The sequence below is a fragment of the Sphingobium sp. RSMS genome, from assembly GCF_005406185.4.
Lineage (GTDB): Bacteria > Pseudomonadota > Alphaproteobacteria > Sphingomonadales > Sphingomonadaceae > Sphingobium > Sphingobium fuliginis.
Map to the genome: position 1 here is coordinate 500,846 of NZ_CM191257.1, position 16,562 is coordinate 517,407.

Genomic DNA, 16,562 nt, shown 5'->3' on the forward strand with positions numbered 1-16,562 from the left:
GGCGATGCGACGGCTTGGCTTGGGCATAGTGCTGATCGGCCTGGCCGTCGCGGCGTTCGTCGCTTTCCGCTTCGTCTATGGCTGGACCGAGGCAGGCCCGGCGACGAAGGACATCGCCATCGTCGTGCCCGAAGGCTCGACCATCGCGGACACCGCCATTCTCCTGAAGCAGAAGGGGGCGGTGCGCTCCGCCGACGCCTTCCTGACGCGGGCCAAGGTCTTCGGCCGCGGCAAGTCGATCAAGGCGGGCGAATTCCTGATTCCCAAGGGCGCCAGCAATTCCGATATTTTCCGCATCCTCCAGGGCGGCAGGACGCTGACCCGGCTGATCACCATACCGGAGGGCATGCCCTCTATCCTGGTCCATGAACGGCTGATGGCGAATGAGGAACTGACGGGCGAGATTCCGGTGCCGGAGGAAGGCAGCGTTCTGCCCGACAGCTATGCCTTCGACAAGGGCGAGAGCCGGGCGGCGGTGCTGAAGCGCATGCAGGGTGCGATGAGCAAGGCGCTGGCGAAGATGTGGGCGGAACGGGCGCCCAACACGGTCGCAAAAACGCCCGGGGAAGCCGTCATCCTCGCCAGCATCGTCGAAAAGGAAACGGCCGTGCCTGCCGAGCGGCCGACCGTCGCCGGGGTTTACGGCAATCGCCTGAAGGCGCGCATGATGCTCCAGGCCGATCCGACGATCATCTATCCGATCACCCGGGGCAAGCCCTTGGGCCGGCGGATCAGGAAGTCCGAAATCGCCGCGGTCAACGACTATAACACCTATGCGATGACCGGTCTGCCCAAGGGGCCGATCGCCAATCCGGGACGCCTGTCGATCCTCGCGGTGCTGCACCCGGCGGAGACGAAGGCGCTCTACTTCGTCGCGGACGGGAAGGGCGGCCATATCTTCGCGGACACGCTGCAAGAGCATAATGACAATGTGCGCAAATGGTTCGAAATCCGGCGCGCCAGGGGTGAGCTTTGAAGTAAGCTGACCGATGGCGCGCTTGGGTGGGGAGCGGATGTTCCCCCTCCCGCAAGCCGGAGGGGGTTAAGGGGTGGGCTGGCGCAACATCCGCGTTGTTTTGCAACGGCCAAGTCAGAAGCTCGCTCCGCTCGCGCCCACCCCTAACCCCTTCCGTTTACGGGAGGGGAATGTCTTGGGATGGCCATAGCCCGCCGCCACTCACCGCAACAACCCTACTGCCCAAACCCCGACTCGCGCGCCAGCGCCACCGCTTCCCGCGCAGCGGCGAGCAACGCGCCGCTCTTCGCCTCGCACTCCCGCTGCTCATATTCCGCCGTCGAATCCGCGACGATGCCCGCGCCCGCCTGCACATGCATAACGCCGTCCTTGAGCACGGCGGTGCGCAGCACGATGCAGCTATCCATATTGCCGTCCGGCCCAAAATAGCCGACGCCCCCGGCATAGGCCCCGCGCGTTTCCGGCTCCAGTTCCGCGATGATCTCGCAGGCGCGCACCTTGGGCGCTCCCGACACGGTCCCCGCGGGAAAGCCCGCGAACAAGGCGTCCAGCGCGTCCCGGTCCGGCGCCAGCCGTCCCACCACGTTCGACACGATATGCATCACATGGCTGTAGAATTCGACGCTGTAGCTGTCCGTCACGGTGACGGTGCCGGCCGCCGCGACCCGCCCCACATCGTTGCGCCCCAGGTCCAGAAGCATCAGATGCTCCGCCCGCTCCTTGGGGTCGGCCAGCAGGCTTTCGCGGTTGGCGGCGTCCTCGACGGCATTCCTGCCGCGGGGCCGGGTGCCGGCGATGGGCCTGATCGTGACCTCGCCGTCCCGCGCCCGGACCAGGATTTCCGGACTCGACCCGATCAGCGCAAAGCCGGGCAGGTCGAGATAATAAAGGAAGGGCGAAGGATTGATCCGCCGCAATGCCCGGTAAAGCGCAATCGGCGGCAGCGTGAACGGGCTGGTGAAGCGCTGCGCCAGCACCACCTGAAAAATGTCGCCCGCAACGATATAGTCCTTCGCCTTTTCGACCATCGCGGCATAGCGGCCCGGCTCCAGCACCGGCGTCACGGCGACTTCGGCAATCCCGGCGGGAGCGGCCTGCGCGGGGAGGGGAGCCGCCAGCCGGGCGGCAACGGCGTCGATCCGTTCCAGCGCCTGCTCGACGGCGCGGTCGGCATCGGCAAAGCTTCCCTTCCACACCGGCGCGACCAGGAACAGTGCATCGGCCAGCCGGTCGAACACCAATATCACCGTCGGCCGCACGAACAGCATGTCCGGCAGCGCAATCGCATTTTCGGGCGGACGCGGCAGCTTCTCGACCAGCCCGACCGTCTCATAACCGAAATAGCCGACCAGGCAGGCCAGCGCAGCGGGCAGCGCCGGATCAAGCTCAGCCCGGCATTCCGCCACCAGCGCCCGCAACGCGTCCAGCGCGTCGGCGCCTTCCGGCACGAAGGCCTCCCGATCGGTCGCCCATTGCCGGTTGATCTCCGCCGCATGGCCCTGCGCCCGGAAGACGAGGTCGGGGGCGAGCCCGATCAGGCTGTGGCGGCCTCGCACCGCGCCGCCCTCGACCGATTCCAGCAGGAAATCGCCGCGATCGGGCTCGAACAATTTCAGCGCGGCGGAAATCGGCGTGTCCGTGTCGGCGATCTGACGCCGCCACACCAGCGCGGATTGCCCCGCCGCCAATGCCTTGCGCGCGCTCTCGATGCCGTCCATCCCCGCCGGTCTCCCCGCAACCACCTTACTGACCGCCACTATTGGCGTTGGCGAGCGCGCGCTGCACGCCGGCCACCGCATTGGCGTTCCGCCTGACGCCCAGCTCCTTCTCGACCGCCCGCTCGAACTGCTGGCCATATTCCTGGCCGACCACTTCGCTCAGCTGGTCGCGGACCTGATTCACCAGCGCCTTGTCGCTGCCTGCGTCGCCGCGCTTGATGCCGTTCAACTGCACCACGAAATAGCCGCGATCCTGCCCGGCGGGCAGCGTCTTCACGCTGTTGGTCGCCATGGTGAACAGCATCGCCACCTCGGCGGGCGGACGCTGGCCGTCGCGCATGATGTCGGCGCGGCGGCCGCCCACCACCTGCGGCTTGGGCAGGGCGACGCCGGCGGCGGCGACCGCCTCGTCCAGCTTCATGCCCTTGGCGACCTTGGCGCGGATCTGCTCGGCCAATGCCTTGGCCTTCTCATTGCCCTGCGCCAGCTTGTACTGCATCGCGACCAGCGGCTTCACCTTGGCGAGCGGCGGCGGCGCGGCGGCCTGTATGTCGCCGGGCGCGGTCAGGGCATAGCGCTTGTCGGCAACGATCGGGACCAGTTGCGCATCGTCGTCCTGGCTCATGCCGAAGACAGGGGCGAGCAGCGGCTTCACATCCGCCGGCACCTGATAGGCCACATCCTCCACCTGCTTGCCGGAGGAGACGAGGAACGGCGTCGTTTCCAGCTTCAGGCCATTGTCCTTCACCACTTCCTCGAAGCTGCCGCCATTGGCGATCTGATCCTCGATCTTGCCGGTGAAGTCATTGAGCAGCCGCTTCTCCTTCTGCGCGCGCAGCGTGGTGACGATCTCGTCCCGCACCGCCGCCAGCGCGCGGGCCGGGGTCGTGCTGACCGCCGTGACCCGCAGCAGCACCCAGCCCAGCGATCCACGCAGCGGCCCCACCAGCTCGCCCTGTTTCGCGGCAAAACCGGCCTTGGCGACGGCGGCGGACGCGGCGGAGGCCAGCGCCTCCCGGCTCTGGTCCTTCAGTTCGGAGACGGAGAGGCCGGCCGATTGCGCTGCGCCGGCGAGCGACTTGCCGCCCTTCACCTGATCCGCGATCGCCTTGGCGCCCGCCTCGGTCGGCAGGATCAACTGCTCGAAGCTGCGGCTCTCCTTCGCGGCGTAGGCGGCCTTGTTCTGGTTATAATAGCCGGCGATCTCCGCATCGGTCGGCTGCGCGGCCTGGGCGAAGCGTTCGGCGTCGATCACGGCATAGCGGATGCGGCGCTGTTCCGGAATCGTATAGCGCGCGGCATTCTTCCTGTAGAAATCGCCGAGTTGCGCGTCGGTCGGGTCGGCAATGTCCTTGAACGCGGTCGCGGGAACGAGGGCGATGGTGCCCTGGCGCGCCTCCAGCAGCAGCGAGGCATAGGGCAGCACCATGGAGTCGGTCAGCTTCACGCCCAGCCCCAGCGGGGCCAGCATCTGCCGCTCCAGTATCTCACGGCTGATGTCGTCGCGCAGCGCCTGTTCGGTGATCCGCTCGCGCAGCAGCAACTGCCGGAAATTCTCCTGGCTGAAATTGCCGGCCGCATCCTGGAAGGCGGGGATCTGCGCGATCTGGGCATCGACCAGCCGCTTGGAGATGTGGACCTTCTGGTCGCTCGCATATTCCTTCAGCGTCATCGACGCGACAAGCTGGTCATAGACCTGCGCCGCGCCGCCCTGCGCCAGGAAGTCGCCGATCTGCAATCCCGGATTGGACCTGCGCGCATTTTCGAACACGCGCTGCACCCGGTCCTGCAATTCGGTCATGGTGAGGCGCGATCCGCCCGCCTTGGCGGCGGTCTCGCCGCCGCCAAGGGACGATCCGAACTTGCCGCTCGTAATGTCCCCCATGATGAAGGCGGCCGCGATGATCCCCAGGAAGATCAGGGCCGCAAAGGCGCCGAATTTGGAGCGGATGAAACGGCGAAAGACTGAAAGCATGGAGGAAAGTCCGTAAAAGCGGCTTTGATGGCGGCCCGCTTTAAGGGCGGATCGTCGCGCGGGCAAGGGGCGCTGGGGTGCCAAGGCTGGACAAATGGCCGCACGCCGTTCATCGGCTCGGCCAACCCGGCGGCGCGGATTGGAGAGCCGTGCCGCAGGGGACCGTGCAGCAATAACCATAAGGGGAAAGATCGATGAGCAGGCGAAAGCTGGTTGTCGGCAACTGGAAGATGAACGGCCTGCGCGCCCAGCTGGGCGAGGTGGAGGCGATCGGCGGCCTGGCCCGCGACTATCCGGCGGTGGAAGTCGGGCTGTGCCTGCCCGCGACGCTGATTTCGCCGGCGGACGGCGTGAAGGGCGCGATCTTCATCGGCGCGCAGGACTGCCATATGAAGGAAAGCGGCGCGCATACCGGCTGTCTGTCCGCGGCCATGCTGGCGGAAGCCGGGGCGAGCTGGACCATCGTCGGCCATAGCGAGCGGCGGCAGGACCAGGGCGAAACCGACGCGGACGTCGCGGCGAAGGCGCTGGCGGCGCGGGCGGCGGGGCTGAAGGTCATCCTCTGCGTGGGCGAAAGCCTCGACGTGCGCGATGCCGGCAATGCGGAAGCGGTGGTCGCGGCCCAGTTGCTGGCGTCCCTGCCGGACGGGGCGGCGGCGGACTGGCTGGCCATCGCCTATGAACCGATCTGGGCCATCGGCACGGGCCGGATCCCCACCATGGAAGCGGTCGCCGCGATGCACGCCGCCCTGCGCGCCGCGCTGGCGAGCCGGATCGGGGTCGAGGCGGAGGGGATGCGAATACTCTACGGCGGATCGATGAACGGCGACAATGCGGCGGAGCTTCTGGCACTGGCCGATGTCGACGGCGGCCTGATCGGCGGCGCGAGCCTCACGGCGGCGAAATTCGGCCCGGTGATCGCGGCAGCGGCCTGATCGCCAATAAACAAGCCCCTCCCGCTTGCGGGAGGGGGAGAGAGGACAGGGGCGGTTGCCCCCGCGCCCCATCATCGCTATGTGCGCGGCAACCCACCCTTTACCGGACAGATATTCGTCTCATGTTCACCTTCATCCTCGTCGTGCAGGCCATCGTCGCTGCCCTGCTGGTCACCGTCATCCTGATGCAGAAGTCGGAAGGCGGCGGCCTGGGCGTCGGCGGCAGCCCGGCGGGGTTCATGTCGGCGCGCGGCGCGGCGGATTTCCTGACCCGGTCGACCACGGTCCTCGCCGGCATCTTCGTGACGCTGTCGGTCGTGCTTGCGGTGATCGCCTCGGTCCAGCACCGGCCGAGCGACATCGACACCTCGCTGGTGAAGCAGGCGCCCCCCCAGGCTCCCGCATCCGCTCCGGCCCCGGCGACCGGCAACGATCCGCTGGCCGGCGCTGCGGGCGCGGCGGGCGGCAACGCCGCCAACGGCGCGGTCCCGCTCGCCAACTAGGCGGCCTGACCTCCCCATTTCGCTTTTTTCGCACGCGCGATGATTCGCGCGCTTGCCCAACTCGTTTGTAAAAGGCTAAGCCTCTCCTCCCATGGCGCGGTATATTTTCATCACCGGCGGCGTGGTCTCCTCGCTTGGCAAGGGCCTGATGGCCGCTTCGCTCGCAGCACTGCTGCAGGCGCGAGGTTTCCGTGTGCGTATCCGGAAATTCGATCCCTATCTCAACGTCGATCCGGGCACGATGAGCCCGTATCAGCATGGCGAGGTCTATGTGACCGACGACGGGGCGGAAACCGACCTCGACCTCGGTCATTATGAGCGCTTCACCGGCGTTTCGGCGCGGCAGTCGGACAATGTGACGCAGGGCCGGGTCTATCAGACCATCATCCAGCGGGAACGGCGCGGCGACTATCTGGGCGCGACGGTGCAGGTGATCCCGCACGTCACCGACGAGATCAAGGCCTTCGCCCTCGCCGAATCCGACGACCTCGATTTCGTGCTGTGCGAGATCGGCGGCACGGTGGGCGACATCGAATCGCTCCCCTTCATGGAGGCGATCCGCCAGCTCCACAACGATCTGGGGCGCAACCGCTCCATCTTCGTCCATGTGACGCTGGTCCCCTATATCGCGGCGGCGGGCGAGCTGAAGACCAAGCCGACCCAGCATAGCGTGCGCGAACTGACCTCGCTGGGCATCCAGCCCGACATATTGCTCTGCCGCTGCGAACATCCGCTGCCGGAAAGCGAGCGGCGCAAGATCGCCCTGTTCTGCAACGTCCGCCCCGAAGCGGTCATCCCGGCCCTCGACGCCAGCAGCATCTATGCCGTCCCGACGCAATATCATGCGGAGGGGCTGGACGACGAAGTGCTGCGCGCCTTCGGCATCGAAAACGCGCCCGCGCCCACGCTCGACCGCTGGCACGACATCATGGACCGCCAGCAGAATCCGGAAGGCGAAGTCACCATCGGCGTGGTCGGCAAATATGTCGGCCTGCCCGATGCCTATAAGTCGCTCTATGAAGCGCTGACCCATGGCGGCTTCGCCAACCGGGTGAAGGTCAACATCAAATGGCTGGACGCCGAACTGTTCGAGGAAGAGGGCGCGGACATCGCCGCCCGCCTTGAACCGATGCACGGCATCCTCGTTCCGGGCGGCTTCGGCGTGCGCGGGTCCGAAGGCAAGATCGCCTCGGTCAAATTCGCCCGCGAACGCAATGTGCCGTTTTTCGGCATCTGCCTCGGTATGCAGATGGCCTGCATAGAAGGCGCGCGGAACACGGCGGGCATCGCCAACGCCTCCACCACCGAATTCGGCGAAACCAGCGAGCCGGTGGTCGGCCTCATCACCGAATGGATGAGCAAGGAAGGCCTGCAGAAGCGCACCGCCGAAACCGACCTTGGCGGCACCATGCGGCTGGGCGCCTATCCGGCGAAGCTCACCGGCAACAGCGTCGTCGCGGGCATCTACAACGCCACCGACATCAGCGAACGGCACCGCCACCGCTATGAGGTCAATGCCGGCTATCGCGAACCGCTGGAAAAGGGCGGCCTGATCTTCTCGGGCATGTCGCCGGACGGCACGCTGCCGGAAATCGTCGAGCGGCCCGACCACCCCTGGTTCGTCGGCGTGCAGTTCCATCCGGAACTCAAGTCCAAACCCTTCGACCCGCACCCGCTCTTCGCCAGCTTCATCGAAGCGGCGGTGAAGCAGAGCCGGCTGGTGTAAGAGGAACGGGGCCGCAAGGCCCCGTTTTTCGTTCAGGCGGCAGGCGTCAGCTTCAGCAACCGCCCCTGCAACCCTTGCCCGCCGTCCTCCAGCAGCCAGAGCGCCCCGTCCGGCCCTTGCTCGACCTCCCGGATGCGCGCGCCCATGTCCCACTGGTCGGCCTTGGAGGCCTTCTCCCCCTCCAGCTTCACCCGCACCAGCGCCTCGCTCGACAGCCCGCCGATGAACAGCGAATCCTTCCATTGCGGAAACAGGTCGCCCGAATAATAGACAAGCCCGGCCGGGGAGATCACCGGATTCCACCAGACTTTAGGCGCCTCAAACCCGTCGCCCGCCTTGTGATCGGGAATGTCCCGCCCGTCATAATGGCTGCCGTTGGAGGCGAGGGGATAACCATAATTCAATCCCGGCTTGATCAGATTGACCTCATCCCCGCCCTTGGGGCCCATTTCCTGCTCCCACAGCCGCCCGTCCTTGTCGAAGGCGATCCCCAGCAGATTGCGATGCCCATAGGACCAGACCGCCGGATGGAACCCCTTCGCCGCCAGCGGATTGCCCGCGGCCGGCGTGCCGTCCAGATTAAGCCGCAACACTTTCCCCAAAGTCGACTTCGGGTCCTGCGCCGGATCGAATTTCTGCCGCTCGCCATTGGTGAAGAACAGATGTTTCCCGTCCGGCGAGAAGGCGATTCGCCCCGAATAATGGCCATTGCCATCCACATATTGGCTGGCGCGGAAGATCACCTTCACGCCGTCCAGCTTCGTCGTCCCGTCGCTCGCCTGATTGAAAACCCCCGTGGCCAGCGCCACGCCCTTGCCGCCCGGGCCCGCCTCTGAGAAACTGAAATAGACCGTTCCGCTCCGTGCAAAGTCCGGTGCCGGCACCACGTCCATCAGCGCGCCCTGGCCCGCGCTGTCGACCGGCGGAATGCCCGCGACCGGGATTTTCGTCCCGTTCTTCGGATCGAACAGGATCATCTCGCCCGCCTTCTCCGTCACCAGCATCCGGCCATCGGGCAGGAAGGTCATGGCCCAGGGCGCATCGAAATCAGCGATCACGGAAGTCCTGAACGGCTTCGCCGCCGACGCGGCGCTGTTCTGCCCCACGGCATCGTCCGCCGAACAGGCGATCAGGGCCAGCGGCAGGGCGGTGAGGGCAAGATGGCGCATATCGTCTCCTCTCGGCTGAATCGCGGAATTGATGACGCTACCAGAATGCGCATCAAATGCCTCGCGACAAATGAGTTGCAGCTTTGCGGCATCCCGCCTATATCGCCCCTGCTTCCTTACATCGTCAAACATGTCGGGGTCGCGGGCGGATCGCCTGCGGCGAGGGGAAGCCGCAATTTTGTTTTTTTGGAGATCCCATGGCGGACATCGCCGAACTGACGGCCCTGATCGAACCGGAGGTGAAGGCCCTGGGCTTCGACCTCGTGCGCATCAGGCTGTTCGGCTCGGGTGACGAGCATACGCTTCAGATCATGGCCGAGCGCCCTGAAACGAAGCAGCTTGTCATAGAGGATTGCGCCACCATCTCGCGCCGCCTCTCGGACGTGCTGGATGAAGCTGACCCGATAGAGGAGGCCTATCGCCTGGAGGTCAGCTCTCCGGGCATCGACCGTCCGCTGACCCGCCTCGCCGATTTCCTGGAATGGGCCGGGCATGAGGCGAAAATCCAGGCTACGGAGGCCGTGGCCGGGCGCAAGAGCTTCCGGGGCGTGCTCAAGGGCATTGAGGGCGACGACATCCTGTTCCAGGATGCCAAGGCCGGCGATGTCGTCATCCCTTTCGCGCTGGTCGGGGATGCCAAGCTGATACTGACCGACGCGCTGATTGCTGCTAGTATGCCGCTCTCCTCCGATGGGGCGGACGAGTTCGAAACCGAGGAATAAGGGTTTACGTCCATGGCCAACGCCATTTCCGCCAACAAGGCCGAACTGCTCGCCATCGCGAACAGCGTCGCCAGCGAAAAGATGATCGACAAGGCGATCGTCATCGAGGCGATGGAAGACGCGATCCAGCGCGCCGCACGCGCTCGCTACGGCGCCGAAAACGACATCCGCGCCAAGCTGGACCCGGACACCGGCGACCTTCGCCTCTGGAGAGTCGTCGAGGTGGTCGAGCAGGTCGACGACTATTTCAAGCAGGTGGACCTGAAGCAGGCGGCCAAGCTCAAGAAGGACGCCGTGATCGGCGACTTCATCGTCGATCCGCTGCCGCCCATCGACCTCGGCCGCATCGACGCCCAGTCGGCCAAGCAGGTGATCTTCCAGAAGGTCCGCGATGCCGAGCGCGAGCGCCAGCATGAGGAATTCAAGGACCGCGTGGGTGAGATCATCACCGGCGTCGTCAAGTCGGTCGAATTCGGCCATGTCGTGGTGAACCTGGGCCGCGCCGAGGGCGTCATCCGCCGCGACCAGCAGATTCCCCGCGAAGTCGTCCGCGTCGGCGACCGCATCCGTTCGGTCATCCTGAACGTGCGCCGCGAAAATCGCGGGCCGCAGATTTTCCTCAGCCGCGCGCACCCCGAATTCATGAAGAAGCTGTTCGCGCAGGAAGTGCCCGAAATCTACGATGGCGTGATCGAGATCAAGGCCGCCGCCCGCGATCCGGGCTCCCGCGCCAAGATCGGCGTCATCAGCCGCGATTCGAGCATCGACCCGGTCGGCGCCTGCGTCGGCATGAAGGGCAGCCGCGTGCAGGCCGTCGTGCAGGAAATGCAGGGCGAGAAGATCGACATCATCCCCTGGTCGGAAGATACCGCGACCTTCGTCGTCAACGCGCTCCAGCCCGCGCAGGTCGCCCGCGTCGTCATCGATGAAGAGGAAGAGCGGATCGAAGTCGTCGTTCCCGACGATCAGCTTTCGCTCGCCATCGGCCGCCGCGGCCAGAATGTCCGTCTCGCCAGCCAGTTGACCGGCAAGGCCATCGACATCATGACCGAAGCGGACGCGTCGGAGAAGCGCCAGAAGGAATTCGTCGCCCGCTCCGAAATGTTCCAGAACGAACTGGACGTGGACGAAACCCTCTCGCAGCTTCTGGTGGCCGAAGGCTTTGGCGAGCTGGAGGAAGTGGCCTATGTCGGCATCGACGAACTGGCCGCGATCGAGGGCTTCGACGAGGAACTGGCGCAGGAACTGCAAAGCCGCGCCCAGGAAGCGCTGGATCGCCGCGAAGCCGCCGCGCGTGAAGAGCGCCAGGCGCTGGGCGTCGAGGATGCGCTGGCCGACATGCCGCACCTCACCGAAGCCATGCTGGTGACTTTGGGCAAGGCGGGCATCAAGACGCTCGACGATCTGGCCGACCTCGCCACCGACGAACTGGTCGCCCGGAAGCGCGTCGACCAGCGCCGCCGCCGCGAGAACAAGGAAGAGGACAAGGGCGGGATTCTCGCCGAATACGGCCTCAGCGAAGAGCAGGGCAATGAGATCATCATGGCCGCCCGCGCCCACTGGTTCGAAGGCGAGGAAGCGTAAGAACAGATGCCCTTCGTCGACATCCGTCTGGCCGGAAACGCCACCCGCGAGCAGAAGGCGGCCATCGTCGCCGACGTCACCCGGTCGCTCGTCGAGCGGCTGGGCAAGGCGCCTGCCGCCGTGCAGGTGGTGATTTCCGAAATCCCGACGGAAAATTACGGCGCAGGCGGCCAGCTCATCGCCGACCGCGACGCGCCCAAGCCCATAGGGGAGGACGCCCATGCCGCGGTCACTTCCCGATGAGAGGCTGAGTCCCAACATCGCAGCGTCAGGGATGTGCTCCTGCGAAAGCAGGAGCCCAGTTCTGCCCTGGCATGCTCCCGACAGCGTGGAACTGGATTCCTGCCTGCGCAGGAATGCGGCCCATTATTGGGAGGCGCGCCCATGACCGAACGCAAATGCATATTGTCGGGCGACCGCGCCGACCCGGACATGCTGGTCCGGCTCGCCTGCGGCCCGAATGGCGAAATCCTGCCCGACATCCGCGCCAAGGCGCCCGGCCGGGGCGCGTGGATCGGTGTGCCACGCGCCGAACTCGAACAGGCGCTGGCAAAGGGCAAGCTCAAGGGCGCGCTCGCCCGCGCCTTCAAGACCGGCGACCTGCAAATCCCCGACGCGCTGCCCGCCCTGATCGAGGAGGGCTTGCGCAAGGCCCTGCTCGACCGTCTGGGGCTGGAGGCGAGGGCGTCGATGGTCCTCACCGGCTCGGAAAAGATCGACGTCGCCTGCCGCAAGGGTCAGGTGAAGCTGCTGCTCCACGCCGCCGACGCGGCGGCCGACGGCAACCGCAAGCTCGACCAGGCCTTCCGCGTCGGGCAGGATGCCGAAGGCACGGATTTGGCGGGCATCGTCTTGCCTGTGGACCGACACGCCCTATCTATGGCAATGGGGCGGGACAATGTCGTCCATATCGCGGTGACCGACTCGCGTGCGGCGTCACGTCTGCGCGGCGCCATAGGCCGCTTGGAAAGCTATCTGGGTTGCGCTAACGGAGCGCCGGTGCATGGGGAGCAGGACTCCGCAGGGGCACTGGGCGCCTGAGGTAGCATTGGAATGAAGGCGCCGACGGGCCTTGCCGGTCGGGTTGATGTGAAGGGTATAGTTCAGTCGTATGAGTGACAGCAAGGAAGACAAGCCGGTTCTGGGCCGCAAGCCGCTGGGGATCAAGCGCACGGTCGAGTCCGGTCAGGTGCAGCAGCAGTTCAGCCATGGCCGCAAGAATACGGTCGTGGTCGAGGTGAAGCGGCGCCGCATCCTGGGCAAGCCGGGTGAAGCCGGACACGCTGCGCCTGAACCGCAGGCCGATCCCACGCCCGTGGCCGCCGCTCCGCAGGCCCCCGCGCCCCAGCAGCCGCAGGCCCGCGCGCCGCAGCCGGCTCCCGCGCGTCCGGCCCCGCCGCAGAGCCTGATGTCGCGTCAGGAATTGCAAGCGAAGCTGCTGCGCGAGGCGGAGGAAGCGCGCATGACCGCGCTGGAGGAAGCGCGCCGCCGCGAAGACGCCCAGCGCCTCGCCGCGAGCGAGGAGGAAAAGCGCCGCGCCGAGGAAAACCGCCTGGCTGCCGAGGCTGCCGAGGCCGAAGCCGCGCGCCGGACCGAAGTCGAGGCCGGGCCGGCGGAGGAAACCGCCAGGGCGCCCGTCGAGGAGCCTGCGCCGGCCGCCGCCGATGCCCCGGCCGAAGCTGCGCCCGCGGCCGCCGAGCCGAAGCCCGCCACCTCCGCCACCGTGCCGCCGCCGCGCCGCTTTACGCCGGTTGCGCCGGTCAAGCGCCCGGAACCGGCCAAGCCCGACCGCGCCAAGCGCGGCGACGACAATCGCCGCCAGGCCGGCAAGCTTACCGTCACCCGCGCCTTGTCGGATGACGACAGCGCCCGCGCCCGCAGCCTCGCCGCGCTCAAGCGCGCCCGCGAGAAGGAACGGCGCGCCCATTATTCGGGCGGCGCCCAGCAGCGGGAAAAGCAGTCGCGCGACGTGGTGGTGCCCGAAAGCATCACCGTTCAGGAACTTGCCAACCGCATGGCCGAAAAGGGCGCGGACCTGGTGAAGGCCCTGTTCAAGATGGGCACCGCCGTCACGCTCAACCAGGCAATCGACCAGGATACGGCCGAACTGCTGGTCGAGGAATTCGGCCACCGCATCCAGCGCGTGTCCGACGCCGACGTCGAGATCGGCATGGAAGGCGAGGTCGACGCGCCCGAAACGCTCAAGGCCCGTCCGCCGGTCGTGACCATCATGGGCCATGTCGATCACGGCAAGACCTCGCTGCTCGACGCGCTGCGCGGCACCAATGTCGTATCGGGCGAAAGCGGCGGCATCACCCAGCATATCGGCGCCTATCAGATCAGGACCAAGGGCGGCGACCTCGTCACCTTCCTTGACACGCCGGGTCACGAGGCCTTCTCGGAAATGCGCGCGCGCGGCGCCAATGTCACCGACATCGTCATCCTGGTGGTGGCGGCGGACGACGGCCTGATGCCGCAGACCATCGAGGCCATCAACCATACCAAGGCCGCCGGCGTGCCGATGATCGTCGCGATCAACAAGGTCGATAAGCCCGAAGCCAATCCCCAGCGCGTGCGTGAGCGCCTGCTGGAGCATGAGGTGATCGTCGAGGACATGGGCGGCGAAACCCAGGATGTCGAAGTCTCCGCGCTCAAGAAGACGGGCCTCGACGAACTGCTCGACAAGATCATGCTTCAGGCCGAACTGCTCGAACTCACCGCCAATCCCGATCGCGCCGCCGAAGGCAATGTGATCGAGGCGCAGCTCGACAAGGGCCGTGGCGCGGTCGCCACCGTGCTGGTGCGCAAGGGCACGCTGAAGATCGGCGACACCTTCGTCATCGGTTCGGAAAGCGGCAAGGTCCGCGCGATGATCAACGACAAGGGCCAGCAGGTGAAGACCGCCGGCCCCTCGACCCCGGTCGAGGTGCTGGGCCTGTCCGGCGTGCCGATGGCGGGCGACCAGCTCACCGTCGTCGAGAACGAGGCCCGCGCCCGCGAAGTCGCCGCCTATCGTCAGGAACAGGCGACCAAGAAGCGCACCACCGCCGCGCCCACCAGCTTCGAACATATGTTCTCGGCGCTCAACACCAAGGTCATCGAATATCCGGTGGTGGTGAAGGGCGACGTGCAGGGTTCGGTGGAAGCGATCGTCTCGTCGCTGAACCGCATTTCGACCGACGAGATCAAGGTCCGCATCCTGCATTCGGGCGTCGGCGCGATCACCGAAAGCGACGTCACGCTGGCCGCCGCCAGCCGCGCGCCGCTGATCGGCTTCAACGTCCGCCCCAATGCCAAGGCGCGCCAGTTGGCGGAGCGCGAGAAGATCTCGCTGCGCTATTATGACGTGATCTACGACCTGCTGGAGGAAGTTCGCGGCGAAATGGCCGGCCAGCTCGCGCCGGAACGCATCGAAACCATCGTCGGCCGGGCCGAGGTGCTTCAGGTCTTCCCGGCGGGCAAGAAGGACAAGGCGGCCGGTCTGCTCGTCCTCGACGGCATCATCCGCAAGGGTCTGGCCGCGCGCCTCACCCGCGACGATGTCATCGTATCGCGCACCCATATCGCCTCGCTCCGCCGCTTCAAGGACGACGTCTCCGAAGTCCGCGCAGGCATGGAATGCGGCGCGGTGCTCCAGGACACCAACGACATCAAGCCCGGCGACACGCTGGAACTGTTCGAGGTCGAGGAACGCGCCCGCACGCTGTGATCCATGTCCCCCCTCCCGCAGGCGGGAGGGGGCTAGGGGGTGGGCTCGCCCTCTCCTGAACTGCAATGGCCGATGGGGAGAGCCCACCCCCGGCCCCTCCCGCTTGCGGGAGGGGAGGATATAATGCCCGCTCCCAATGAAGGCTCCTCTGTCCGCCTCCTCCGCGTGGGCGAACAGGTGCGCCATGTCCTGTCCGACATTCTCCAGCGCGGCGACGTGCATGACGACGTCCTCGCCAGCCATGTGGTGAGCGTCACCGAAGTCCGCATGTCTCCCGACCTGCGCCATGCGACCGTCTTCATCAAGTCGCTGCTCGGCCAGGATGAGGAAGCCGTGCTGAAGGCGCTGCGCACCAACACCGCCTATCTCCAGCGGGAGGTCGCGACCCGTATCCGCCTCAAATATGCGGCGAAGCTCAAATTCCTCGCGGACGAGAGCTTCGATGAGGGCACCCATATCGACAGGCTGCTCCGCGATCCCAAGGTCGCCCGCGATCTGGAGCAGCCCGAGGGCGAGGACGAATAGGCAATATGCTCCGGCCTTGGCAGGAGCACGCTGTACTCGGCCAGGCATCGTCCCCCATCGACGCGACGGCGCAGCCCGGCTAACAGCGTCTCTCCCGCAGGCAAGGCAAGGGGCAGGGCAGATGAAAAGAACCGGCATAGTCGCGATCGCGCTTTTGGCCCTGGCCATACCCGCCGCAGCCAGGGAAGCGCCGGTCCACCCCGCCGTCGTCAGCGACCCCGCGCCCGACGCGGCCTACCCCGCCGGCATGAGCGCCTTCACCATCCCCTCGGAGGACGGCCTGCTCAACGCCGTCCTTTACACCGCCGCCGGTCCGGGTCTTCACCCGACGCTGCTCCTCCTCCACGGCTTCCCCGGCAATGAGCAAAATCTCGACCTGGCCCAGGCCGCCCGCCGCGCCGGGTGGCATGTCCTCACGCTCCACTATCGCGGCTCCTGGGGCAGCCCCGGCAGCTTCTCCTTCACCCACGCCTCGGAAGACGCCTGGAACGCCCTGCAATATCTCCAGCAATCCGCGACCGTCGCCAGATATCGCATCGACACCAGCGCCCTCGTCGTCGCGGGCCACAGCATGGGCGGTTTCATGGCCGCCGATGTCGCCGCCGCCGAACCCCATGTCGCCGGCCTGTTCCTGATCGACCCCTGGGACCCGGCCGAAACCGTCACGACCCTCTCCACCCCCCAGGGCGAGGTCGCCTGGAGGGCCGAAGTCGCCAGCGACCTGCCACCCCTGCAAGGCGCCACCTATGACAGCCTCACCGCCGAAATCCGCACCAACAGCGAGAAATTCGACCTTGGCCGCAAGCTGGTGGGCTATGGTCGCCGCCCGCTCACCATCATCGGCGCGGAACGCGGCATCGGCGCCATGGCGCGCAAGGTGACGGCAGACGCGCAATCGGCCAATCCCGACACGCGCCTGGCGGTCTGGCCGACCGACCACAGCTTTTCCGACAGGCGCATCGCCCTGGCCGACGCGCTCGTCCGCTTCCTCAAGCAGATCGCCCCCATGGCGCGCTGACC

Annotated in this window: 14 protein-coding genes; 11 read left to right on the forward strand and 3 right to left on the reverse strand. The window is 66.6% G+C overall.

Annotated elements, in window-relative coordinates; genetic code table 11:
* Positions 1 to 4 precede the first annotated feature (4 nt).
* Positions 5 to 976: an endolytic transglycosylase MltG gene (gene mltG / locus EGM87_RS02395; RefSeq protein WP_025549368.1), complete on the forward strand. Its 972-nt coding sequence runs from the start codon at positions 5 to 7 to the stop codon at positions 974 to 976.
* A 215-nt stretch (positions 977 to 1,191) separates the two neighbouring features.
* Here the strand turns inward: mltG and trpE are convergent, their stop codons facing one another.
* Positions 1,192 to 2,694 carry an anthranilate synthase component I gene (gene trpE / locus EGM87_RS02400; protein ID WP_025550383.1) on the reverse strand — a complete coding sequence of 501 codons (1,503 nt, stop codon included), beginning with the start codon at positions 2,692 to 2,694 and terminating at the stop codon, positions 1,192 to 1,194.
* A 25-nt stretch (positions 2,695 to 2,719) separates the two neighbouring features.
* Positions 2,720 to 4,669 carry a peptidylprolyl isomerase gene (locus EGM87_RS02405; RefSeq protein WP_137709167.1) on the reverse strand — a complete coding sequence of 650 codons (1,950 nt, stop codon included), beginning with the start codon at positions 4,667 to 4,669 and terminating at the stop codon, positions 2,720 to 2,722.
* Between the two features lie 194 nt (positions 4,670 to 4,863).
* Between EGM87_RS02405 and tpiA the strand changes: the two genes are divergently transcribed.
* From tpiA to pyrG, 3 genes are all read left to right on the forward strand, one after another.
* The gene (gene tpiA, locus EGM87_RS02410; RefSeq protein ID WP_137709166.1) at positions 4,864 to 5,604 is read left to right on the forward strand and encodes a triose-phosphate isomerase; all 741 of its coding nucleotides are present in this window, start codon (positions 4,864 to 4,866) and stop codon (positions 5,602 to 5,604) included.
* 122 nt (positions 5,605 to 5,726) lie between these two features.
* Positions 5,727 to 6,107 (forward strand): preprotein translocase subunit SecG, encoded by a 381-nt coding sequence (gene secG, locus EGM87_RS02415; protein ID WP_061936325.1) that lies wholly within the window; start codon positions 5,727 to 5,729, stop codon positions 6,105 to 6,107.
* A gap of 91 nt (positions 6,108 to 6,198) precedes the next feature.
* Complete coding sequence (pyrG, locus tag EGM87_RS02420) at positions 6,199 to 7,833, forward strand: CTP synthase (RefSeq protein WP_044661906.1); 1,635 nt, start codon at positions 6,199 to 6,201, stop codon at positions 7,831 to 7,833.
* A 32-nt stretch (positions 7,834 to 7,865) separates the two neighbouring features.
* Here the strand turns inward: pyrG and EGM87_RS02425 are convergent, their stop codons facing one another.
* On the reverse strand, positions 7,866 to 9,002 hold the full coding sequence (locus EGM87_RS02425; protein WP_137709165.1) for a PQQ-dependent sugar dehydrogenase: 1,137 nt from the start codon (positions 9,000 to 9,002) through the stop codon (positions 7,866 to 7,868).
* 197 nt (positions 9,003 to 9,199) lie between these two features.
* On the opposite strand from EGM87_RS02425, the gene rimP reads away from it, so the two are divergent.
* From rimP to EGM87_RS02460, 7 genes are all read left to right on the forward strand, one after another.
* Entirely contained in the window at positions 9,200 to 9,724 is a 525-nt protein-coding gene (rimP, locus tag EGM87_RS02430) for a ribosome maturation protein RimP (RefSeq protein ID WP_044663095.1), read from the forward strand.
* Between the two features lie 12 nt (positions 9,725 to 9,736).
* Positions 9,737 to 11,308, forward strand: a complete 1,572-nt coding sequence (gene nusA, locus EGM87_RS02435; protein WP_025550393.1) for a transcription termination factor NusA — start codon at positions 9,737 to 9,739, stop codon at positions 11,306 to 11,308.
* A gap of 6 nt (positions 11,309 to 11,314) precedes the next feature.
* Complete coding sequence (locus tag EGM87_RS02440) at positions 11,315 to 11,551, forward strand: tautomerase family protein (protein ID WP_061936334.1); 237 nt, start codon at positions 11,315 to 11,317, stop codon at positions 11,549 to 11,551.
* A 141-nt stretch (positions 11,552 to 11,692) separates the two neighbouring features.
* Positions 11,693 to 12,349 (forward strand): DUF448 domain-containing protein, encoded by a 657-nt coding sequence (locus EGM87_RS02445; protein ID WP_044661908.1) that lies wholly within the window; start codon positions 11,693 to 11,695, stop codon positions 12,347 to 12,349.
* Positions 12,350 to 12,419: 70 nt separating this feature from the next.
* Positions 12,420 to 15,017, forward strand: coding sequence for a translation initiation factor IF-2 (gene infB, locus EGM87_RS02450; RefSeq protein WP_044661909.1), 2,598 nt, complete (start codon positions 12,420 to 12,422; stop codon positions 15,015 to 15,017).
* A gap of 123 nt (positions 15,018 to 15,140) precedes the next feature.
* Positions 15,141 to 15,542 carry a 30S ribosome-binding factor RbfA gene (rbfA, locus tag EGM87_RS02455; RefSeq protein ID WP_061936344.1) on the forward strand — a complete coding sequence of 134 codons (402 nt, stop codon included), beginning with the start codon at positions 15,141 to 15,143 and terminating at the stop codon, positions 15,540 to 15,542.
* Positions 15,543 to 15,663: 121 nt separating this feature from the next.
* Positions 15,664 to 16,560 (forward strand): alpha/beta hydrolase family protein, encoded by an 897-nt coding sequence (locus EGM87_RS02460; protein ID WP_137709164.1) that lies wholly within the window; start codon positions 15,664 to 15,666, stop codon positions 16,558 to 16,560.
* Positions 16,561 to 16,562: the final 2 nt, after the last annotated feature.